At 59.9% G+C, this 21,206-nt stretch carries 18 protein-coding genes; all 18 read right to left on the bottom strand.

The features are described 5' to 3' along the window. Window positions 1-113 precede the first annotated feature (113 nt). The gene (gene mutT / locus AB5Y76_RS11715) at window positions 114-518 is read right to left on the bottom strand and encodes an 8-oxo-dGTP diphosphatase MutT (RefSeq protein ID WP_167573346.1); all 405 of its coding nucleotides are present in this window, start codon (window positions 516-518) and stop codon (window positions 114-116) included. A 74-nt stretch (window positions 519-592) separates the two neighbouring features. Beyond that, on the bottom strand, window positions 593-3,313 hold the full coding sequence (secA, locus tag AB5Y76_RS11710; protein ID WP_005336144.1) for a preprotein translocase subunit SecA: 2,721 nt from the start codon (window positions 3,311-3,313) through the stop codon (window positions 593-595). A 59-nt stretch (window positions 3,314-3,372) separates the two neighbouring features. Further along, on the bottom strand, window positions 3,373-4,278 hold the full coding sequence (locus AB5Y76_RS11705; RefSeq protein WP_005355107.1) for a M23 family metallopeptidase: 906 nt from the start codon (window positions 4,276-4,278) through the stop codon (window positions 3,373-3,375). 140 nt (window positions 4,279-4,418) lie between these two features. Next, window positions 4,419-5,342, bottom strand: a complete 924-nt coding sequence (gene lpxC / locus AB5Y76_RS11700) for a UDP-3-O-acyl-N-acetylglucosamine deacetylase (RefSeq protein ID WP_005336146.1) — start codon at window positions 5,340-5,342, stop codon at window positions 4,419-4,421. A 99-nt stretch (window positions 5,343-5,441) separates the two neighbouring features. Continuing rightward, on the bottom strand, window positions 5,442-6,593 hold the full coding sequence (gene ftsZ, locus AB5Y76_RS11695; RefSeq protein WP_005336147.1) for a cell division protein FtsZ: 1,152 nt from the start codon (window positions 6,591-6,593) through the stop codon (window positions 5,442-5,444). Window positions 6,594-6,632: 39 nt separating this feature from the next. Further along, a complete protein-coding gene (gene ftsA, locus AB5Y76_RS11690; RefSeq protein ID WP_005336148.1) occupies window positions 6,633-7,892 on the bottom strand; it encodes a cell division protein FtsA in 1,260 nt (419 codons plus the stop codon). Further along, complete coding sequence (locus AB5Y76_RS11685) at window positions 7,873-8,625, bottom strand: cell division protein FtsQ/DivIB (RefSeq protein WP_005336149.1); 753 nt, start codon at window positions 8,623-8,625, stop codon at window positions 7,873-7,875. Before AB5Y76_RS11685 ends, ftsA begins: the two co-directional genes overlap by 20 nt. Window positions 8,626-8,722: 97 nt before the next feature. Continuing rightward, on the bottom strand, window positions 8,723-10,177 hold the full coding sequence (gene murC / locus AB5Y76_RS11680) for a UDP-N-acetylmuramate--L-alanine ligase (protein WP_115522400.1): 1,455 nt from the start codon (window positions 10,175-10,177) through the stop codon (window positions 8,723-8,725). A gap of 111 nt (window positions 10,178-10,288) precedes the next feature. Further along, window positions 10,289-11,371, bottom strand: coding sequence for an undecaprenyldiphospho-muramoylpentapeptide beta-N-acetylglucosaminyltransferase (gene murG / locus AB5Y76_RS11675; RefSeq protein ID WP_005355117.1), 1,083 nt, complete (start codon window positions 11,369-11,371; stop codon window positions 10,289-10,291). Further along, entirely contained in the window at window positions 11,371-12,552 is a 1,182-nt protein-coding gene (ftsW, locus tag AB5Y76_RS11670; RefSeq protein ID WP_005336154.1) for a cell division protein FtsW, read from the bottom strand. Before ftsW ends, murG begins: the two co-directional genes overlap by 1 nt. Then, window positions 12,549-13,832, bottom strand: coding sequence for a UDP-N-acetylmuramoyl-L-alanine--D-glutamate ligase (gene murD, locus AB5Y76_RS11665; RefSeq protein WP_263718047.1), 1,284 nt, complete (start codon window positions 13,830-13,832; stop codon window positions 12,549-12,551). The genes ftsW and murD overlap by 4 nt, the downstream gene beginning before the upstream one ends. 4 nt (window positions 13,833-13,836) lie before the next feature. After that, on the bottom strand, window positions 13,837-14,919 hold the full coding sequence (gene mraY / locus AB5Y76_RS11660; protein ID WP_019444789.1) for a phospho-N-acetylmuramoyl-pentapeptide-transferase: 1,083 nt from the start codon (window positions 14,917-14,919) through the stop codon (window positions 13,837-13,839). Further along, a complete protein-coding gene (murF, locus tag AB5Y76_RS11655) occupies window positions 14,913-16,268 on the bottom strand; it encodes a UDP-N-acetylmuramoyl-tripeptide--D-alanyl-D-alanine ligase (RefSeq protein WP_263718046.1) in 1,356 nt (451 codons plus the stop codon). Before murF ends, mraY begins: the two co-directional genes overlap by 7 nt. Next, entirely contained in the window at window positions 16,265-17,797 is a 1,533-nt protein-coding gene (gene murE / locus AB5Y76_RS11650; RefSeq protein WP_263718045.1) for a UDP-N-acetylmuramoyl-L-alanyl-D-glutamate--2,6-diaminopimelate ligase, read from the bottom strand. Before murE ends, murF begins: the two co-directional genes overlap by 4 nt. Continuing rightward, window positions 17,730-19,484, bottom strand: a complete 1,755-nt coding sequence (locus tag AB5Y76_RS11645; protein WP_019444792.1) for a peptidoglycan glycosyltransferase FtsI — start codon at window positions 19,482-19,484, stop codon at window positions 17,730-17,732. The genes murE and AB5Y76_RS11645 overlap by 68 nt, the downstream gene beginning before the upstream one ends. After that, complete coding sequence (gene ftsL, locus AB5Y76_RS11640) at window positions 19,481-19,795, bottom strand: cell division protein FtsL (RefSeq protein WP_005336166.1); 315 nt, start codon at window positions 19,793-19,795, stop codon at window positions 19,481-19,483. The genes AB5Y76_RS11645 and ftsL overlap by 4 nt, the downstream gene beginning before the upstream one ends. Window positions 19,796-19,798: 3 nt before the next feature. Further along, a complete protein-coding gene (rsmH, locus tag AB5Y76_RS11635) occupies window positions 19,799-20,737 on the bottom strand; it encodes a 16S rRNA (cytosine(1402)-N(4))-methyltransferase RsmH (protein WP_005336168.1) in 939 nt (312 codons plus the stop codon). Then, window positions 20,738-21,196 (bottom strand): division/cell wall cluster transcriptional repressor MraZ, encoded by a 459-nt coding sequence (gene mraZ / locus AB5Y76_RS11630; RefSeq protein WP_033115394.1) that lies wholly within the window; start codon window positions 21,194-21,196, stop codon window positions 20,738-20,740. Window positions 21,197-21,206: the final 10 nt, after the last annotated feature.

Below are 21,206 nucleotides of genomic sequence, written 5' to 3'. Positions count from 1 at the left end.
TGCGTTGAAATACAGAACCCCCGATGCGGTACATAGGGGGTTCTGAGTAGAGAAATGTTAGTTGAAAATGTGTAAACCTATTTCAGGACTAGACATTGTTGATTACTACCGGCTCAAGCCAGCAGGCCTTGAAGCCGCGCGACAATCGGACCGTTGGCATCGGGGAAGTGGTAGTTATGCAGCTCTGCCACCGGCACCCACAGACACTCCTGCCCCTCTTTTCCGAACGGCTCGCCGCTGAAACGGGTCACCTTCCAGATATCCAGCAACACCTGCTTCTCGGGGTAGTCGTGCTGCAGCTCCATAAAGGGGGCACAATCCAATACCCGGATACCGATCTCTTCCCACAGCTCCCGATCCAGCGCGGTGAGCAGATCCTCACCCGACTCCACCTTGCCACCGGGAAACTCCCAGCGACCCCCCTGATGGCGATCGGAGGAGCGTCGGGCGATGAAGATATCGCCCCGTTCATTCTCGATGACGCCAACCGCCACCCAGATCCGTTTTTTCTGTTCCATCAATTACCTCTGTTCGCTTGTTGCCACCAATAACAAGGCGGGCACTTGGCCCGCCTGTTATGGCATAGCGTCGATCAGGTCAACTGACCGTGGCAGTGCTTGTACTTCTTGCCGGAGCCGCACGGGCAGGGATCGTTGCGACCGACCTTCTGCTCGTCACGTACGAAGGTGGTGTGCCCCTCTTCGCCTGCGGCCTGTTCATCGGCCAGCTGGCTCTCAGCGGCGGCGTGGGTATAGGTGCGGGGAGCGGCTTCCGCCTGCTGGCGCTGCTGCTCTTCCATCGCCTCTACATCGCGCTCCTGCACCTGAACACGGCTCAGGATGCTGACCACGTCGCGCTTGAGGGTTTCCAGCATCTGGGTGAACAGATCGAAGGATTCGCGCTTGTACTCCTGCTTGGGGTTCTTCTGGGCATAACCGCGCAGATGGATGCCCTGACGCAGGTGATCCATAGCCGCCAGATGCTCTTTCCACAGACCATCCAGGGTTTGCAGCATCACCGCTTTCTCGAAGTTGCGCAGCACCTCTTTGCCGACCAGCTCCTCCTTGTGGGCATAGAGCTTGGTGGCTTCGTCCAGAATGCGCTCGCGCAGCTTCTCTTCATACAGCTTGTCATCTTCCGCCAGCCACTGTTGCAGCGGCAGATCCAGCGCGAAGTCCGCCTTCAGGCGCGCTTCCAGACCCGGCACGTCCCACATCTCTTCCAGAGACTGGGGCGGGATGTACTCGTCGATCACCGCGCCGTAGACGTCGTCACGGATAACGTGGATGGTCTCGGAGATGTCGTTGGTATCCAGCAGCTCGTTGCGCTGCTCGTAGACCACCTTGCGCTGGTCGTTGGCAACGTCATCAAACTCCAGCAAGCTCTTGCGGATGTCGAAGTTGCGGCCTTCCACCTTGCGCTGAGCGTTTTCGATCGCCTTGGTGACCCACGGGTGCTCGATGGCTTCGCCCTCTTCCATGCCCAGCTTCTTCATCATGCCGGTCACGCGATCGGAGGCGAAGATCCGCATCAGGGTATCTTCCATAGAGAGGTAGAAACGGGAGGAGCCCGGGTCACCCTGACGACCGGAACGGCCGCGCAGCTGGTTGTCGATACGACGGGATTCGTGACGCTCGGTGCCGATAATGTGCAGACCACCGGCGGCCAGCACCGCATCGTGACGCACCTGCCAGGCGGCTTTCAGCTCGGCAATCTGCTCGCTGGTCGGGTTCTCCAGCTTGGCAATCTCTGCTTGCCAGTTGCCGCCCAACACGATGTCGGTACCACGACCGGCCATGTTGGTGGCGATGGTGACAGCGCCAGTCTGACCGGCCTGGGCGACGATCTCCGCTTCCATGGCGTGGAACTTGGCGTTCAGCACCTTGTGCGGGATCTTCTCCTTGGTCAGGATGCCGGAGAGCAGCTCGGAGTTCTCGATAGAGACGGTACCAACCAATACAGGCTGGCCCTTGGCCACGCACTGACGGATATCTTCGATGATGGCGGCATACTTCTCATTGGCGGTCAGGTAGACCAGATCGCCCATGTCTTTGCGCACCATCGGCTTGTTGGTCGGGATAACCACGGTATCCAGGCCATAAATCTGCTGGAATTCAAAGGCTTCTGTATCTGCAGTACCTGTCATCCCCGCCAGCTTGTTGTAGAGACGGAAGTAATTCTGGAAGGTGATGGATGCCAGCGTCTGGTTCTCGTTCTGGATCTTCACTCCTTCCTTCGCTTCAACGGCCTGATGCAGACCATCAGACCAGCGACGACCCGGCATGGTACGGCCGGTGTGCTCGTCGACAATGACGATCTCGTCTTTCTGGACGATATAGTCCACGTTGCGCTCGAACAGGGTGTGAGCACGCAGGCCCGCATTGACGTGGTGCAGCAGGCTGATGTTGGAGGCGGAGAACAGGGAGTCGTTCTCGTCCAGCAGCCCCTCTTTCTTGAGCAGCTCTTCCACGAAGATCTGGCCGTTTTCGGTCAGCAGTGCCTGACGGTTCTTCTCGTCCACCGTGTAGTGACCGTCACCGGTGTACTCTTCGGTGTCTTCCTTGTCCTGTTTGACCAGCAGCGGGATCAGCTTGTTGACGCGGATATAGAGCTCTGAGCTGTCTTCAGCTGGGCCGGAGATGATCAGCGGAGTACGGGCTTCATCGATAAGCACCGAGTCCACCTCATCCACCAGCGCGTAGTTGAGCGGACGCTGTACCCGCTGCTCCGGCGAGAACGCCATGTTGTCGCGCAGGTAGTCAAAACCGAATTCGTTGTTGGTACCGTAGGTGATGTCGGCGGCGTAGGCGTCACGCTTCTGGGACGCATCCATACCAGGCACGTTGCAATCGACGGTCATGCCGAGGAAGGCGAACAGCGGGCGGTTCGCCTCCGCATCACGCTTGGCCAGATAGTCGTTCACCGTTACCACGTGCACACCACGGCCACTTAGTGCGTTCAGGTAAGCTGGCAGAGTCGCAGTAAGAGTCTTACCTTCACCAGTCTTCATTTCCGCGATACGGTTGGAGTTCAGCACCATGCCGCCGATCAGCTGCACGTCGAAGTGGCGCATGCCAAACACCCGCTTGGAGGCTTCACGCACGGTCGCGAACGCTTCCGGCAACAACTGCTCCAGGGTCTCACCCTGCTCGATACGCTGACGATATTCAGCCGTTTTGGCCTGCAACTCGGCATCGGAGAGAGCCTCGAACTGCGGCTCCATGGCATTGATCTGTTTTACAATTTTGCGCAAAGCCTTGAGCGTTCTGTCGTTCCGGCTGCCGATAATCTTGGTAAGCAGTGTGCTAATCATGGGTACCAACTATTTCTGGTTATAAAAGCGTTCCGTCACTGGAACCTGAAGAAAAAAACCTAACCCCGTCTGGCACTGAGAAAGCGTGCGGGGTTGACCTGACGACCATCTTTCAACACTTCGTAATGCAGATGGACCCCGGTCGCGCGACCGGTGCGTCCCATCAAGGCAATCTTCTGCCCCTGATCAACCAGGGTGCCCACCTCGACCAGCAACTTGGAGTTGTGGGCATAGCGGGTGACCAGGCCATTGCCGTGATTAATCTCCACCATATTGCCAAATTCCGGATGACGGCCCGCCCAGCTGACAATGCCGGGCCCGGTGGCCAGAATCGGGGTTCCGGGTTTGCCACGGAAATCGACCCCTTTGTGCATCTTGGCACGCCCGTTGAACGGATCGACCCGTCCACCAAACCCGGACGAGACCCAAACTCGCTCCTGTTTGACTGGCGTGCCGGAAATAAAACCGGCATCGGTGATATGGTGATTCATGATGAAAGATTCAAGTACCGACAGCTGCTCTTCACGGCTGCTGAGCTGCTGGCTGAGGTGCTTCATCGAGGCTTGCAGCTCGTTGAGGCTCACTTCCAGCTCTTCATCATAAGAAGGGCCGCCCATGGGGGGCAGCTCTTTGAAATTGAACTCGTCGGGATCGAGATCGGCCTGTTCGGTCAATCGTTCACCGAGGGCATTGAGACGGCCAAGCTGACCCTGCATGGTGCCCACCTGAGCTGCCAGCATTGCCAACTGTTCACGGGCTTCGTCACCACTCTGGTCAACGGACTGTTGCTCGGCAACGGCAAGCGCCACTTCCAGCGCCTCCATTTTCTGGTGCCAGCTCTGCCAGAGCCAACCACCACCAAGGGCCAACAGGGAGAAGAGAATACCGCCGACCCAGGCCAGACGTTGTTTGGGCAGGTGCAACTTGCGTCGCTGCTTGCCGTGGAGGATCAGGGTAATGCTCATAGAAATCAGTCTGCTCGGTCAGGTGCGGCCAAGAGCCTGCACGGGAAATAAAACCGGGAGATAATCGGTATTAAAGGATGGAGTAAACAAATGACGGAACGTCGGTGCGGAGAGAGGACCGACGTTCCGTTGCACAGCTATCAGGCCAGAACCAGACCGTTATCGTAGTAAGCGATAGGCGCTTTGTCGCCCTCACCCTCGAAGGTCACCAGTTCCCAAGCCTCCTGCTCGGCCAGCAAGGCACGCAGCAGCTTGTTGTTCAGGGCATGTCCGGTCTTGTAGGCACGGAACTCACCGATGATGCTGCGGTTACACATATAGAGGTCACCGATCGCGTCCAGCATCTTGTGCTTGACGAACTCGTCCTCATAACGCAAACCGTCTTCGTTCAGCACCCGATAGTCGTCCAGTACCACGGCGTTTTCCAGGCTTCCGCCCAGCGCCAGGTTCTGGGAACGCAGGTACTCGATATCACGCATGAACCCGAAGGTACGGGCACGGCTGATCTCTTTCACGAAGGAGGCACCGGAGAAGTCCAGTACGCAACGCTGATTGCGCCCTTCAAAGACCGGATGCTGGAAATCGATCTCGAGATCCATCTTGAAGCCGTTGCGATAGGGGTGGAATTCCGCCCACTTGTCGCCGTCTTCAACCCGGATGCTCTTCTTGATCCGCACAAACTGCTTGGCAGCATTCTGCTCACGGATCCCGACTTCCTGCAGCAGGTAGATAAAGGGATGCGCACTACCGTCCATTACCGGGATCTCGGGTGCGTCAACCTCAACGTAGAGGTTGTCGATCCCCATCCCGGCCAGCGCGGCAGAGAGGTGCTCAATGGTAGAGACACGGACACCGGCTTCGTTGACCAGAGCGGTACAAAGCACAGTATCGCGCACCTGATCGGCATTGGCTGGCAGCTCCACCACAGGATTCAGGTCGGTACGCAAGTAAACGATCCCTGTGTTCACAGGCGCCGGACGGAACGTCATGGTGACTTTCCGGCCCGAATGCAGGCCGACACCAGTCGCCTGTACACTCGTTTTCAAGGTTCTTTGTCTAATCATGGGTGTACCCTAAACAGCTTAAAATCCGGACCAGATGGTCGTTGGCAGGCCATCTTAGCACATTCCTTGAACAACAAACAAACGAGAGCCATAAGAGGCTTAGTCAGCTTGCTTGCGCAGGAACGCCGGAATATCCAGGTAATCCGGTTCACGACGAGCTTGCGGCTCGGCGTTGACCACCTTGGCCGGGGCTTCGTCCATCACGCGGCCTTGCATCATGTCGCTAACCAGCGGCTGACGCACCGGGCGCTCTTGCACCTGGCTGCTCTTAACCAGAGTGATATCCGGCTTGCGCTCGGCACCGATACCGGTAGCAACCACGGTCACACGCAGTTCGTCGTGCATTTCCGGATCGATTACGGTACCCACTACTACAGTGGCGTTCTCGGAAGCGAAGGCCTTGACCGCGTTACCCACGGTTTCGAACTCTTCGATGGTCATGTCCATGCCGGCGGTGATGTTGACCAGGATGCCACGGGCACCAGCCAGATCCACATCTTCCAGCAGCGGGCTGGAGATGGCTTTCTCGGCCGCTTCTTCGGCACGGTCATCGCCGGAGGCGGAACCGGTACCCATCATGGCAGTACCCATTTCGCGCATTACGGTACGTACGTCCGCGAAGTCGACGTTGATCAAGCCCGGACGGGTGATCAGCTCGGCAATGCCCTGTACCGCGCCAAGCAGTACATCGTTGGCCGCCTTGAAGGCGTCCAGCAGGGAGATACCGCGACCCAGCACCTTCAGCAACTTGTCGTTGGGGATGGTGATCAGGGAGTCGACGTTTTTGGAGAGCTCTTCGATACCGTGCGCGGCGAAGCCCATCCGCTTCTTCCCTTCGAAGGAGAACGGCTTGGTCACCACAGCAACGGTCAGGATGCCCATCTCGCGCGCCACTTCGGCCACGATCGGCGCAGCACCGGTACCGGTACCACCACCCATACCGGCGGCGATGAACACCATGTCGGAACCGGTCAGCAGCTCACGCAGTGCTTCGCGATCTTCCATGGCCGCATCACGACCCACTTCCGGATTGGCTCCGGCACCCAGACCCTTGGTGATGCCACCGCCGATCTGCAGGGTAGTGTTGGCGCTGGAGTTACGCAGTGCCTGGGCATCGGTGTTGACAGTAATGAACTCAACACCCTCAATATTTTGACGAACCATGTGCTCGACAGCGTTACCGCCGCCGCCACCTACACCGATCACTTTAATGACGGCTTCGTCAGTGTGGCTATCCATAAATTCAAACATGTTGTCTCTCCGCTTTATTTGCCTGACTCAGCAAAATTCTTAGAACTCGCCACGCAGCCAGTTACTAACCCGTTTGACCAGGCCACCGACGCTTGCCTTGGCGGCATATTCTTTGTTGCTACCTGTGGCTTGATGGGTGCGGCCATATTGCAGCAACCCGACCGCAGTCGAGTACACCGGTGCCTGCACGTAATCACTCAAACCACGTATGTTCATGGGCTCTCCCACCCGGACCTGGCTCTGGAAGATCTGCTCTGCACACTCCACAATGCCTTCAATCTGGGCAGCGCCGCCGGTCAAGACCACACCGGCTGCCAGCTGATGCTTGACCCCCTGCGCTTTCAACTCGCTTTGTACCCGCACCAGCTCATCATTCACCATGGAGAGCAACTCGGTGTAACGGGGCTCAATCACTTCAGCCAGTGTCTGCCGTTGCAGGCTGCGCGCCGGGCGACCGCCGACACTGGGTACTTCAATATTGTCTTCCTTGCTGACCAGACGGCCGAGGGCGCAACCGTAGCGCACCTTGATCGCTTCCGCGTCGAGCGGCGGCGTGCCGAAGGCGTACGCGATGTCGCTGGTCACAGTGCTGCCAGCGTACGGGATCACCTTGGTGTGGCGCAGGGCACCGCCGGTAAACAGCGACATATCCATGGTGCCGCCACCGATGTCCACCACGCAGACACCCAGCTCTTTCTCGTCTTCGGTCAACACCGCATAGCTGGAGGCCAGCGCGGAGAAGATCAGTTGATCCACGCGCAAGCCGACCTTCTCCACACATTTCTCAATGTTGCGAGCCATGTCGTTGTGGCAGGTGATCAGGTGAACCTTGGCTGCCATCCGCACACCGGAGAGGCCGACCGGATTCTTGATCCCTTCCTGATAATCGATGGCAAACTCCTGAGGCAGCACATGCAGCACACGCAGCTCATCGGAGAGGCGAACCGACTTGGCAGTGTGGATCACGTTGTCCACATCCTCCTGGGTCACCTCTTCATCGGAAATGGGCACCATGCCGGTCTCGTTGCGGCAATCAATATGCTTGCCGGACAACCCCAGATAGACCGAGCTGATCTGGCAATCTGCCATCATCTCGGCCTCTTCCACCGCGCGGCGCAGTGACTTGACCACGGAGTCGAGGTCATTGACCCCGCCCTTCTCCATTCCGCGAGAAGCGTGACTGCCCATACCGATGACGTTCAGTTCACCGTCCGGCAATACTTCCCCGACCAGAACCGCCACCTTGGTTGTGCCGATATCCAGTCCGACAATCAAATTCCTATCTGCGGTGTTGGTCATGCACTTTCTCTTCGCTCTTCTTCCAGCCAACTGCCATTCCGGTGTCGTATCGAAGATCCACGTAGGCGACTTGCGCACGGGGTTCGATAACCGGGAAGGCATCGATAAACCGCTGCAACCGGAGCGCAATGTCATTGCGTCCCAGGAACAGCTTGATATTGCCATCCAGGGTCAGTTCCCAGGCATGGCGGGGGGTCAGATTCACCCCCAGCAACTTGTATCCCTTGGCAGCCAGTTGCGACTCGTACTGCCGACTCTCTTTCAACACCCGGGCGGCCTGGTCATCCGGCCCTGACAGCTGCAACAGCGGCGTCTTGACCCGATCCGGGGCACTGAATACCTTGCCCTTGGTGTTGACGAAGCGGTTGCCATTCCAGCGCGCCGCCACATCTTGTTCCGTGAGGTAGATCTTGATCTTGTTCGGCCACTTCTTTCGTACCGAGACCGAGGCCACCCATGGCAGGGCGTTGAGCCTTGCCTGCAATTCGTTGACGTCCAATTCGAAGAAGTTGCGCAGCTCGGCGCCATCCAGCACGGCCATCCGCAGCTCTTCGGTTTGCAAATACTGGTGTTGCCCCTGCAGCAACAGCTCGCTCATGGGCAACCGGTTGGCATCTGTCAGCCAACCTTTAACATCCAGCGCCGTCCGGTAGCAGCCCCATATCACCAGCAGGAAAAATGCTACCCCTGCGATGAAGCCACCCTTGGTGCGCCCCTGTGCCCTTGCCTCCACCCGATCGATCCCCGTGTAACGCGCTAAACCGGCCTTTGACAGACCGGTTCGCCATTATATAGGCCCCGGCTTGGCGGTCAAAATACTCATTGGGCCCTCAGGCGCCAGATTTCATGCTATCTATGCTCAATTTCATCTCTCCGAGACGACGAGCCAGCGCCCCGACGTTCCCGGCGCCTTGAGTCAGCACCAAATCCCCCTCGACGATCAGGTCGGCCAGTACGGCTGGCACGTCATCTGGCGTGGCGACGAAGATGGGTTCCAGGTTGCCACGCGAGCGAATGGAGCGGCACAGTGCCCGTCCATCAGCGCCCGGGATCGGCTCCTCACCGGCAGCATAAACCTCCAGCATCACCAGCACGTCTACCTTGGAAAGCACATCGGCGAAGTCCTCGTAGAGGTCGCGGGTGCGGGTATAACGGTGCGGCTGGAACACCATCACCAGACGCTTCTCGGGCCAACCGGCACGGGCGGCGTTGATGGTGACCTTCACTTCGCTCGGGTGGTGACCATAATCGTCCACCAGCATCGCCTTGCCGCGACCGGTTTCAAACTCGCCATACTGCTGGAAGCGACGACCAACCCCTTCAAATTTGGCCAGTGCAGAGATGATGGCCTCATCGCTAACACCGTCCTCTGTCGCGACAGCTATCGCCGCTGCGGCGTTCAATGCGTTGTGAATACCCGGCAAATTGAGGGTCACCTGCAGCTCACCCGCCTCTTTGCGGCGAACACGGAAGCAGCTGTGGTTGGTGGTCTGGACAAAATCCAGCACCTGCACATCCGCATCATCAGAGAGACCGTAGGTCAGGGTCGGACGGGCAATCTCGGGCAACATGCCACGGATCACCGGATCATCGATGCAGACCACCGCCAGCCCGTAGAAGGGCAGATTGTGCAGAAACTCGATGAAGGTGGCCTTCAGCTTGGAGAAGTCACCGCCGTAGGTATCCATGTGATCCGCTTCGATATTGGTCACGATAGAGACCATCGGCTGCAGATGCAGGAAAGAGGCGTCGCTCTCGTCCGCTTCGGCAATCAGGTAGCGGCTGCTGCCCAGGCGGGCATTGGTGCCGGCACTGTTGAGCAGACCACCGATGACGAAGGTCGGATCGCGGTCGGCTTCGGCATAGATGCTCGCCACCAGACTGGTGGTGGTGGTCTTGCCGTGGGTACCGGCGATGGCGATACCGTGGCGGAAACGCATCAGCTCGGCCAGCATCTCGGCACGGCGCACCACCGGGATCCGCAGTTCGCGGGCAGCCAGCAGCTCCGGGTTGTCCTGCTTGATGGCGGTAGAGACCACCACCACGCTGGCACCCTCAACGTGTTCGGCACTGTGGCCGACGAAGATGTGGGCGCCCAGTCCGGCCAACCGCTCGGTCACGGCGTTGCGAGCCAGATCAGAACCCGTTACCTGATACCCTTCGTTGGCAAGCACTTCGGCGATCCCGCCCATACCGGCACCACCGATGCCGATAAAGTGGATGCGACGCACGCGGCGCATTTCGGGGATCACAGTACGCAGTTTTGCCAGTTCAACCTTGGTCATAATCGTCTCTTTAGTCTGCCGCAGGCCGTGTGCCGTCAAAGCGCGGCTGCACGGCGGCATCAATACATACAGGTACAAGGCTGCACGGTGTCACCGCTGCAACCTTGCTCATCAATCTTTACCACGCTGCCCGGTTGCGAGCTGTTTGCACTCATCTGCAACCCGCTCGGCCGCATCTGTGATGGCAACGCGACGAGCCGCTTTCGCCATGTTAAACAGGGTCTCCCGGCGACCAGCCAGCCAGGTCAGGCGCGCCGCCAGCGATGCGGTATTCAGCTCGGACTGGGGCAGAAACTCGGCCGCACCGCCGTCGACCAGTGTCAGGGCGTTACGAGTCTGGTGATCATCCACCGCATGGGGCAGCGGCACGAAAATGGCAGCCACACCGGCGGCAGCCACTTCGGAAACAGTCAGTGCACCGGCACGGCAGACCACCAGGTCAGCCCAGGCGTAGGCGCTGGCCATATCCTTGATAAATTCGCTCACCTCGGCATTGATGCCGTGCTGGGCATAGGCAGCAGAGACGGCCTCAGCATTGCCCTTGCCACACTGGTGACGCACTTCAATAGGCACGCCGGATGCTGCCACCGCAGCAGGTACCTGCTCGTTGAGCACCCGCGCTCCCAGACTGCCGCCCACGATCAGCAGATGCAGTGGCTCATCCCCGCTGCGCAGTTGTGGATCCGGCAGAGCGACCACTTCGGGACGCACCGGATTACCGACCACGGCGGTGCGACGGCTCGGCGCGAAGGCGCCCGGAAATGCCATCAGCACCCGCCTGGCGATACGAGCCAGCAACTTGTTGGTCATACCGGCAGCGGCATTCTGCTCATGGAGCAGCAGCGGGATGCCGGAGAACCAGGCCGCCACGCCACCCGGGCCGGAAGCAAAACCGCCCATGCCGAGCACCACATCAGGGCGAACGGTCTTGAGCACCTGACGCGCCTGCAGGATCGATTTGACGATGCGATAGGGCGCCACCAGCAGTCGCTTGATGCCGTTGCCACGCACCCCCTGAATATCGATGAAGGAGATGGGATAACCGTGGGCGGGCACCAGCTCCGCCTCCATCCGGTCGGCAGTGCCGAGCCAGTGGACAGTCCAGCCCTGGGCCTTCAGGCGATCGGCCACGGCCAGACCGGGGAACACATGCCCACCGGTACCACCCGCCATCACCAACAGAGTCTTGCTCACTAAACCTCCCGCACGCGCGCCTGGGCTGTCGCCTGACGCAACTCAAAATCGATTCGAATCAACATGCTCACCGCCACCGACATGATGATGAGACTGGAACCACCGTAACTCACCAGCGGCAGGGTCAAGCCCTTGGTTGGCATCATGCCACTGGCCGCGCCGACGTTAACGAAGGTCTGGAAGCTGAACCAGATGCCGATGCCGATCGCCAGATAACCGTCATAGAGCCGCTCTGCCACCAGCGCACGATGCCCCAGCTTGAGCGCCTTGACCGCCAGCGCAAAAATCAGGAACAGGGCGCCCAGCACCCCGACGTAACCCAGCTCTTCACCGAGGATCGCAAACACGAAGTCGGTGTGCGCTTCCGGCAGGTATTCCATCTTCTGGATAGAGTTGCCAAGCCCTTCGCCAAACCAGCTGCCACGACCAAACGCCATCAGCGACTGGGTCAACTGGTAACCGCTGCCGAATGGATCGGCCCAGGGATCCATAAAGGAGGTCACCCGCCGCATCCGGTAGGGCTCGACGATGATCAGCATCACCACCGAGCCGAGGCCCGCGCCGATCAGGGTCAAAAACTGCCCCAGTCGGGCACCGGCCAGAAACAGCATGCCGAACGAGGTAACGAACATCACCACGGTGGAACCCAGGTCAGGCTGCAACAGCAGCAAGACCGCCAGCACCCCGAACACTGCCAGCGGTTTCAGGAAGCCGATCCAGGCTTCGCGCACTTCGCTCTGGCGCCGCACCAGATAACCGGCCAGATAGACAAATAGCGCCAGCTTGCCAAACTCGGCAGGCTGCAGGTTGAAGGGGCCAAGCGGCAACCAGCGCACCGCACCGTTGACGTTGCGGCCCACCAGTAGCACCAGCACCAGCATCAAGATCGCCAGCAGCAGCATGGGGCCGTTGTGCTGTTGCCAGCGCGCCATCGGCACCTGCAACACAAACCAGGAGATACCGAGCGCCATCACCAGAAACAGGGCGTGACGCTTCACAAACATGAAGGGGTCATCCCCCAGCGCAATCCCCTCGGGAATCGACGCCGAGGCCACGATGACCACCCCGACCGCCATCAGGGAGAGCGCCAGCAGTACCAGCTGCCGATCGTAGAGACCGGCAGGGCGCGCCGGTAACAACCAGCGCTGGAACAGACCCGCTGCTGCGCGAAGGGCGTTCATAGCGCCAACACCATCTCGGTGAAGCGATCGCCGCGCACCTCGAACGACTTGAACTGATCGAGGCTGGCACAGGCCGGCGCCAGCAGCACCCAGTCACCGGGCTTGGCATCGGCCGCCGCTTTGGCAACTGCAGCGGCCAGGTCGGCCACCCGTTCGGTCTGCTCGCCCAGTGCCAGCAGCACCTCGGCATCCTGACCGAAGCAGTACATGTGATCGATCTGGTTGCCCAGCAGCGCCTGGATCGGGCCAAAATCCTGCCCCTTACCCTGACCACCGGCCAGCAGCAACAGGCGCCCCTTGACCGACTCGCGCACACCGGCAACGGCAGCCAGCGTGGCCCCCACGTTGGTGGCCTTGGAGTCGTTGATCCAGCGCACCCCGTTTACCTCGCGCACGAAGCGGGCGCGATGGGGCAAGCCCTCGAAGCGGCGCAGCACGGTGAGTTGCGCAGTGCGGGGAATGCCGACCGCATCGCACAGCGCCATGGCCGCAAGGGCGTTGGCCTGATTGTGGGCGCCGACGATCTTCATCTCGTCCACTGCCAACAGCGGTTCGCCGTGCAGGGTCAACCAGTGGCGGCCATCCAGCAGGCAACGGCCATAGCCATTGCAATCGAGACCAAAGCTCTGCCACACCTGACCCACATCGGGCAGGGTCTGGGCATCGTCGCGATTGACCAGAATGTGTTTGGAGTGCTGATGGATCTCCATCTTGGCGGCGCGATAGTCGGCCATGCCCTGATAACGATCCATGTGATCTTCGGAGAGGTTCAGCACCACGGAGGCGGCAGCACGCAAACTGTGAGTAGTTTCCAACTGGAAGCTGGAGAGCTCCAGCACGCAGAGATCCATCGGCTGCTTGAGCAGCTCCAGCGCAGGCGTGCCGATATTGCCGCCCACACCGACATTGAGACCGGCTTCGGCAATCATCTCGCCCACCAGGGTAGTGACGGTGCTCTTGCCGTTCGAGCCGGTAATAGCGATGACCGGGGTCTGGGTCTCGCGCACAAACAGCTCGATATCACCGACGATCTGCACGCCACACTCGGCAGCGGCTTTCAGTTCGGGGGTCGCCAGTGCGATACCGGGGCTCGCCACTATCATGTGCGCCTGCTTGAGCAGCACCTCGTCGAGCCCGTGAATGAGCTCAACCTCAGGCGGCAGTTGATCCTTGCCGGGCGGGTTGGCGCGGGTATCCATCACCAGTGGCGTCACGCCACGGCCGAGGAAGTAATCGACACAGGAGAGCCCGGTTTTGCCCAATCCGATGATGATGACCATGGCCTTACCTCACCTTCAGGGTGGCAAGACCCAGCAGCACCAGCACGAGGGTGATGATCCAGAAGCGCACGATGACGCGCGGCTCCGGCCAGCCCTTCTTCTCGTAGTGGTGATGGATCGGCGCCATGCGGAAGATCCGCACGCCGCGCAGCTTGTATGAACCCACCTGCAGGATCACCGAGACAGTCTCCATCACGAAGACGCCGCCCATGATCACCAGCAGGAACTCCTGACGGACCAGCACGGCGATGGTGCCGAGCGCGCCGCCCAGCGCCAGGGAACCAACGTCCCCCATGAAGACCTGCGCCGGATAGGTGTTGAACCAGAGGAAACCCAGACCCGCCCCGACAATGGCGGTACAGACGATCACCAGCTCGGAGGTATAGGGCACGTAGGGAATGTGCAGGTAGTTGGCAAAGTTGACGTTACCGGTAGCCCAGGCGATCAGGGCAAAGCCCCCCGCCACCATCACGGTCGGCATGATGGCCAGGCCGTCGAGACCGTCGGTCAGGTTGACCGCATTGGAGGTACCGACAATGACAAAGTAGGTCAGCACGATAAACATCAGGCCAAGCTGCGGCATCACATCCTTGAGGAAAGGCACCACCAGCTGGGTCTGCCCATCATGGGTTGCGGTCGCATAAAGGAACACAGCCACCGCCAGCGCTACCGCGGATTGCCAGAAATACTTCCAGCGTGCGATCAGGCCGTCGGTATTCTTGCGCACCACCTTGAGGTAGTCGTCGGCAAAGCCGATGGCGCCATAGGCACCCAGCACAAACAACACCAGCCAGACATAGGGATTGTCGAGGCGGCACCAGAGCAGCACAGACGTGAAAATCGCAGCAATGATCATAAGGCCACCCATGGTCGGGGTACCCCGCTTGCTGAGGTGGGACTCGGGACCGTCGTTGCGGATCACTTGACCGAATTTCAGGATCTGCAGGCGACGGATCAGGCGTGGCCCCATCCAGAGGGCAACCCCCAGTCCGGTAATGATCGACAGGATGGCGCGAAACGTCAGGTAGGAGAAGACGTTGAAGAAGGTGAAGTGCGGGGTGAGCAGTTCGGCCAGCCAGACTAGCATGTGGCTGACTCCTGACGGTCTTTGACCATCTCGACGATATCTTCCATGCGGGAGCCACGTGCCCCCTTGACCAGAATCGAAATTTCCTGATGTGTATTTATCATTTGCGCAAGCACTTCAAACAACGACGCCTTGTTATCGAAATGTCGGCCAACCGCGGCATCTGCGGTGTGGCGACTCTCTTCCCCCACTGTCAGCACGGCATCCAGACCGCGCTCGCGGGCATGACGGCCAACCCGGGCGTGTTGCTCGGCAGACTCCTCACCCAGTTCCCGCATATCACCAAACACCAGCACCTTGAAGCCGCCCATGGCGGTCAGGGCATCGATGCCCGCCAGCACGGATTCCACGCTGGCATTGTAGGTATCATCCACCAGGGTCAGACCGCCCCAGCGCTGCACGCAGAAGCGCCCCTTGACCGGTGCCATCTGCTCCAGCCCCGCCTTGACACAGGCGAGGGATGCGCCGAGTGCCAGACAGCCCGCGGCGGCGGCCAACGCATTGGCCACGTTGTGGCGACCCGGGATCGCCAGAGTCAGGCTCAGCTCCCCTTGCGGGGTCACCATCACGAACTCGGCACAACCCTGAGTGTTGAGAACTACATCGCGAGCATGGAACGGCTGGCTCTGATCGTCGATGGAGAAGGCGCACTGAATGCCGCGTTCCCGCCACTTCGGCCAGAATTCGTTGTCGGCATTGACGATGGCGGTGCCACCCTCGCTCAAGCCCTCAAAGATTTCACTCTTGGCGTGGAACACCCCTTCCAGCGAGCCGAAGCCCTCCAGATGGGCCGCCGCCACGTTGTTGATGATGGCGGCATCGGGTTTGGCCAGCGAGGTAGTCCAGGCGATCTCGCCCGGATGGTTGGCACCCAGCTCCATCACCGCAAACTTGTGCTGCGGTTCGAGGCGCAGCAGGGTGAGCGGCACGCCCACCTCGTTGTTGAAGTTGCCAGCGGTGGCCAGCACTTCCCCTTCGTTGCGCAAGATGGCGGTTGCCATCTCCTTCACCGTGGTCTTGCCGCAGCTGCCGGTAATGGCCAGCACTTTCGGATTGATGCGCTCACGCACCAGTTTGCCGAGACGGCCCAGCCCCTTCAGACTGTCGGTCACCACCAGCTGGGGGATGGCCAGCGGCAGCTCACGCTCGACCAGTAGGGCAGAGGCCCCTGCCTGAACGGCCTGCTCGCAAAAATCGTGGGCATCGAAGCGCTCGCCGCGCAGGGCAACGAACAGAGCGCCAGCACCCAGAGTACGGGTATCGGTACTGACGACGGTGATCTCGTCATCGTTACCAATCAGACGGGCATCGAGTACCTGCGCCAGCTCGGCAAGCCTGAGGGTCATCATTTGAATGACTCCAATAATGTGTGCAAGGCGGCCACGACGGTTTCCCGGTCGCTGTAGTGCCGCTTGTCGGTTCCAATGATCTGATAATCCTCGTGACCCTTACCGGCCACCAGGATGATGTCCTGTTTGCTCGCCTGACCGATGGCCAGCGCAATCGCCTTGACCCGGTCGTGCTCCACCTGCACCGCAGCAGGATCGCGAAGACCCGCCACCATGTCGGCCATGATCCGGGCCGGCTCCTCGGTACGGGGATTGTCGTCGGTCAGGATCACGCGATCCGCATACTGCTCGGCCATGGCGGCCATCATGGGGCGCTTGCCGCGATCGCGGTCGCCACCACAACCGACCAGACACCAGAGCTGCCCTGTGCAGTGCACCCGCAGGGCCTGCAATGCCTTCTCCAGCGCATCCGGGGTGTGGGCGTAATCGACCACCGCCAGAGGCGTATCACCACCGCCAAAGCACTCCATGCGACCTGTCACTGGCTGCAATTTCGGGGCAGTTGCCAGCAGCTCGTTGAAGTCGTAACCAAGCACCAGCATCACGCCCATCGCGGCCAGCACATTGCTGACGTTGAAGCGCCCGAGCAAGGGGGCGGATAATACACCATTCCCCCAGCTGGAGTTAATCTGCGCGCGAAAACCTTGCTGGTGAAAATCGAGCTGCTGCGCCGTTAATTGACGGCCAGAATGGTGTTCAATCGGGCCATCCACACTGAAGGCCACCGCTGCCGGGTATTTTTCGAGCCACTTGGCACCCAGCTCGTCATCACGGTTGATCACCGCATTCGACTCATCGACCAGCTGCAACAGCTGCTCCTTGGCGGCGCCATAGGCTTCCATGGTGCCGTGGTAGTCGAGGTGATCCCGGCTCAAGTTGGTGAAGACAGCGGCGGCAAAGGGCAGCGCGGCAACACGGTGCTGTACCAGACCGTGGCTTGAAACTTCCATCGCCACCAGATCCGCCCCCTGCGCTTGCAGCGCAGCCAGATTGGCTTGCACCTGAACGGCACTGCCGGTGGTATTTTCCGCTTCGATCAAATTGCCAAACAGGCCGTTGCCGATGGTGCCCATCACACCCGCCTTGCCACCCAGCAGGGTGCGCCAGTTGGCGACCAGCAAAGCGGTAGTGCTCTTGCCGTTGGTGCCGGTGATCCCGACCAGATCCAATTTTTGGGCTGGCTGATCGTAGAAATAGCCAGCAAGAGCAGAGAGGTGAGCGGGCAGATCCCGCATCCCGATACAGGGAACCGGAGTCGATGGTGGGATAAATTCACCATCCTCCTCAAACACAACAGCGGTCGCTCCCTGAGCCACCGCCTGTTCGATAAACCGTCTGCCATCCACCTGATGACCACGAATGGCCACGAAGAGCGAGCCGGGGCCAACCCGCCGACTATCCAGCTGGATATCGGTCAGGATGAGCGCCGGCGCCTGGATACCGAAGGGGCGCAGTAATGCATCAAGTGCGCGGGACAAGAGAAGCCTCCGTACGGGCAAGTTTGGTGGGCACCGCAGGCGGCACCGCATCGGGACGAATATTGAAGAGCTGCAGCACCCCGCCCATGGCCTCTGCAAACGGTGGGGTCGCCACGGCGCCGCCATAATAGGCGCTGCCTTTTGGCTCGTTGATCACCACCACCATGACGAAACGGGGATCACTGGCGGGTGCGAAACCGGCAAACCAAGCCATGTAATCCTTGCCATAGCCACCGGCGACGGCGACCTTGGCGGTACCACTCTTGCCGCCAACCCGATAGCCCGGGATCTTGGCTTTTGGAATGGCGTTGTCGACCACATACTCCAGCGCCTGCAACATGGCAGCGGCGTTGTTGTGATCAATAACTTGCTCACCCTTGGGCGGCGTAGTCACCTTGACGATGGAGAGCGGCACCCGTTTGCCCTTGTTGGCCAAGGTAGCGTAGGCGGAAGCCAGCTGCAGCGGGGTGACTCGCAGACCATAACCGAACGAGAGGGTTGCCCGCTCGATATCGGACCAGCGACGGCGCTGGGGCAGCATGCCGCTGCTCTCGCCCATCAGGCCGCTACCGGTATCCATGCCGAAACCGAACATGCTGAGGGTATTGATCATCTCCTGCGCCGGCATCCGCAGCGCAATGCGCGACATACCGATGTTGGAGGAGTAACGCAGGATATCGTAGAGGTTGGTCGCCTTATGGATACTGACGTCCTTGATCTGCTTGGCACCGATAAAGAGCGGACCACCGGGAATGAAATCCTTCCAGCTGGTGACACCTGCCTGCAAGGCACTGAGCAAAATCAATGGCTTGACGGTCGAACCTGGCTCGTAGGTATCAGTCACCACCCGGTTGCGTACCCGGAAGCTCTGATACTGGCCTCGGTTGTTCGGGTTATAGGAGGGGGTGTTGACCATGGCGAGCACTTCACCGGTCTTGATATCCAGCATCACCATGGAGCCGGAGGTCGCCTTGTTCTCGTCGGTTGCCCGCTTAAGGGCACGGTAGGCCAGTGCCTGCACCCGCTGATCGATACTGAGCTGCAGATCGTTGGCGTTCTTGCCCTCTTTGACGATGCCAAGGCGTTCGATGACGCGCCCCTGCCGATCCTTGCGCACCCGCATTTCGCCGGGTGTCGCCGTCAGCCACTCGTTGTAGCTGCGCTCAATCCCTTCAATACCGCTGCCATCGATGTTGGTCACCCCCACCAGATGGGCGCTGATCTCGCCGGTCGGATAGAAGCGGCGCGCTTCGGGGCGCAGGTAGATGCCACCCAGCTTGAGCCCCTTGATATATTCCGCCACCGCAGGAGTAACCTGACGCTGCAGATAGACGAAGCGTTTGCTGGGGTTGGCGATGCGGTGTTTGAGGGTATTGATGTCGAGCTTGAGCACGGCGGAGAGAGCCAGCCAGGCTCGCTCATTATTGATGGCACCAGATTCATGCACCGTCTTGGGATCGGCCCAGACAGCTTCGACCGGCACAGAAACCGCCAGCTGCTCGCCGTTGCGATCGGTGATCATGCCGCGCACCGCTTGGGTAGAGGTGGTACGCAGGGAACGCATGTCCCCTTCCTGACGCAGACGATCCGGATTGATCACCTGGATCCAGGCCAGACGCAGGATCAGACCCACAAACGCGATGCCGATAAACACCGCAAGCGTGCGAAAGCGCCACGGATAGATCGATGGCGCTTTGACATTCGCTTTGGCAGCTTTGGCTGTAGCCTTGCGTTTCATGGTTGGGTAATTACCTTCTCGGTGGTCACCAGCGGACGACCCATCTGCAACTTGTCCATCGCCAGACTCGCCACCCGGGAGTGTTCAGCCAGGGTGCCCTGCTCCAGCAGCAGGTGGCGCCATTCGATATTGAGGCGATCCTCTTCTGCCATCAGATCGTTCTGCTTGGCCGTCAGACCGCGGGTCATGTTGGTCACCAGGATCACGGCAAACGCGGTCACCAGCACGGCGACCGACAGAAAAATCTGCAGCTTGTGCCGCCAGAGATCGGCAACGATCTCCTTGGCCAGATGAACACGCACTTCGCTCATCGCTTACTCCGCCAGCCGTTCGGCAACCCGCAACACCGAGCTGCGTGACCGGCTGTTTTCAGATACTTCATGATCAGAAGGCTTGAGTGCCTTGCCGACCGACTTCAATTTGCGACCGCCAGCCAGCTGGGCCTCGGTCAACGGAATGCCATAAGGCACTTCCGGCCCCTTCTCGTGCTTGCGGATGAAATGCTTCACCAACCGGTCTTCCAGCGAATGGAAGCTGATCACTGACAGGCGGCCGTGTGGTGCCAACACTTCCAGTGCACCGTTGAGCGCGGTTTCGATCTCGTCCAGCTCGCTGTTGATATAGATGCGAATGGCCTGGAAACTGCGGGTTGCCGCATGCTTGCCCTTCTCCTTGCTCGGATTGACCCGGGCAATCATCTCCGCCAGTTGGCGAGTGCGCACATAAGGCTCGGTCACACGGTCATGCACGATGGCACGGGCGATCTTCTTGGCAAAACGCTCCTCACCGAAGGTCTTCAGCACCCAGGCGATGTCATCCACATCGGCCTTGGCCAGCCACTCGGCGGCGCTCTGGCCGGAGGTGGGGTCCATCCGCATATCGAGCGGACCATCTTTCATAAAGCTGAAGCCGCGCTCGGCATCATCCAGCTGGGGTGAAGAGACCCCCAGATCCAACAGGAAGCCATCCACCTTGCCCAGCAAACCGCGCTCATCCAGATAGGAGGCGATGCCGGAGAAGGGGCCGTGCACGATTTCGAAACGGGGATCCTGGATCTTGGCCGCTTCGGCGATAGCCTGGGGATCGCGGTCGATGGCGATCAGGCGGCCATTGGGGCCAAGGTGCTGCAGGATCAGACGAGAATGACCACCACGGCCAAAAGTACCGTCGACGTAGACACCGTCCGGCTTGATGGCCAGACCTTCGACGGCTTCGTGCAGCAGCACTGTGATGTGTTCAGCGGCTTGGGTCATTTATAAAGAGAAATCCTGTAGTCGTGGTGAGCTTGCCCAATCGTCCCCGGGCAGACCCAAGATGTCGTCATTGACCTGTTGTTGCCAGCGGGCTTCATCCCACAGCTCAAACTTGTTGAGCTGGCCCACCAGCATGATTTTCTTGTCCAGCCCCGCATGGTTGCGCAGTGGCTGACTGAGCAGCAGACGGCCATTGCCATCCAGCTCGCATTCGGTTGCATGTCCCAGCAGCAGTCGCTGCAAACGGCGCTCTGCGGGATTCATGCTGGAAAGCGTCTTGAGCTTGCGCTCGACCTCTTCCCACTCATTCAGGGGATAAAGCAGCAGACAGGGATGGGCAATATCGATGGTGCAGACCAGCTGGCCGTCGCTTTCGTCGCGCAGCCAATCACGGAATTTGGTCGGAATTGCCAGCCGCCCTTTACTGTCCAGGCTGATGGCATGAGCGCCACGCAACAAATTGCAGTCC

This window comes from Aeromonas sp. R1-2 (assembly GCF_040908505.1).
In the GTDB taxonomy this organism is placed as follows: domain Bacteria; phylum Pseudomonadota; class Gammaproteobacteria; order Enterobacterales; family Aeromonadaceae; genus Aeromonas; species Aeromonas veronii.
Note: the sequence above shows the minus strand (reverse complement) of the source record. Positions and strands in the feature narration are given on the sequence as shown.

Bases quoted from the DNA above. Each gene is read 5' to 3' on its own strand.
- mutT (WP_167573346.1), bottom strand. From the start codon at position 518: ATGGAACAGAAAAAACGGATCTGGGTGGCGGTTGGCGTCATCGAGAAT.
- secA (WP_005336144.1), bottom strand. From the start codon at position 3,313: ATGATTAGCACACTGCTTACCAAGATTATCGGCAGCCGGAACGACAGA.
- AB5Y76_RS11705 (WP_005355107.1), bottom strand. From the start codon at position 4,278: ATGAGCATTACCCTGATCCTCCACGGCAAGCAGCGACGCAAGTTGCAC.
- lpxC (WP_005336146.1), bottom strand. From the start codon at position 5,342: ATGATTAGACAAAGAACCTTGAAAACGAGTGTACAGGCGACTGGTGTC.
- ftsZ (WP_005336147.1), bottom strand. From the start codon at position 6,593: ATGTTTGAATTTATGGATAGCCACACTGACGAAGCCGTCATTAAAGTG.
- ftsA (WP_005336148.1), bottom strand. From the start codon at position 7,892: ATGACCAACACCGCAGATAGGAATTTGATTGTCGGACTGGATATCGGC.
- murC (WP_115522400.1), bottom strand. From the start codon at position 10,177: ATGACCAAGGTTGAACTGGCAAAACTGCGTACTGTGATCCCCGAAATG.
- ftsW (WP_005336154.1), bottom strand. From the start codon at position 12,552: ATGAACGCCCTTCGCGCAGCAGCGGGTCTGTTCCAGCGCTGGTTGTTA.
- murD (WP_263718047.1), bottom strand. From the start codon at position 13,832: ATGGTCATCATCATCGGATTGGGCAAAACCGGGCTCTCCTGTGTCGAT.
- mraY (WP_019444789.1), bottom strand. From the start codon at position 14,919: ATGCTAGTCTGGCTGGCCGAACTGCTCACCCCGCACTTCACCTTCTTC.
- murF (WP_263718046.1), bottom strand. From the start codon at position 16,268: ATGATGACCCTCAGGCTTGCCGAGCTGGCGCAGGTACTCGATGCCCGT.
- murE (WP_263718045.1), bottom strand. From the start codon at position 17,797: ATGCGGTGCCGCCTGCGGTGCCCACCAAACTTGCCCGTACGGAGGCTT.
- AB5Y76_RS11645 (WP_019444792.1), bottom strand. From the start codon at position 19,484: ATGAAACGCAAGGCTACAGCCAAAGCTGCCAAAGCGAATGTCAAAGCG.
- ftsL (WP_005336166.1), bottom strand. From the start codon at position 19,795: ATGAGCGAAGTGCGTGTTCATCTGGCCAAGGAGATCGTTGCCGATCTC.
- rsmH (WP_005336168.1), bottom strand. From the start codon at position 20,737: ATGACCCAAGCCGCTGAACACATCACAGTGCTGCTGCACGAAGCCGTC.